Source organism: Alcanivorax sp. 24 (genome assembly GCF_004360225.1).
GTDB lineage: Bacteria > Pseudomonadota > Gammaproteobacteria > Pseudomonadales > Alcanivoracaceae > Alloalcanivorax > Alloalcanivorax xiamenensis.
The window spans coordinates 1-537 of the sequence record NZ_SNUA01000061.1 but is presented as its reverse complement, the minus strand read 5'-3'; the positions used below and the strand labels follow the sequence as shown (position 1 = coordinate 537).

Sequence of the window (537 nt, the reverse complement as noted above, 5' to 3'; positions counted from 1 at the left end):
CTTTTACATACAACAAGGCGATTACAGCTCAGCGATCTCTCATTTAGAAACCGCAGTAAAATTTAACCCTCACAACCAAGAGCTTTGGGCATATTTAAGTATTGCTTGGCGACTATCAAATAATGATAAATATCACTGGTTAACTGACCTAGACAAATTCGTTAAAGTGATGGAGCTGCCTGCTCCGCCTGGTTTTGAGACCTTTGCTGATTTTAATAAGCAGTTGCAGGAGCTAATGATCAGCCTTCACACAAATAAACTACAACCATTAGATCAAAGTGTGCGCAGTGGCAGCCAAACACAAGGTCACTTGTTACACCGTTCAAACCAACTTATTGATTTATTTAAGTCATCTATGAATGAATGCATTAATCAATACCTGATGCAGCTACCAGAGGATGCTAACCACCCTCTATTAGCGCGTAATCATAAACGCTTTGTTGCCAGAGGTAGTTGGTCGGTGAAACTAGAAGAAGGCGGTTTTCATGCTAATCATATCCACCCTCAAGGTTGGTTATCAGCGCCGAGCTATATTTC

1 protein-coding gene is annotated in these 537 nt (G+C 41.0%); it reads left to right on the top strand.

From position 1 onward, the window contains the following. Positions 1-537: bacterial transcriptional activator domain-containing protein (locus E0L37_RS21615; protein WP_205655677.1), on the top strand; the 537-nt coding region annotated here is incomplete at both ends.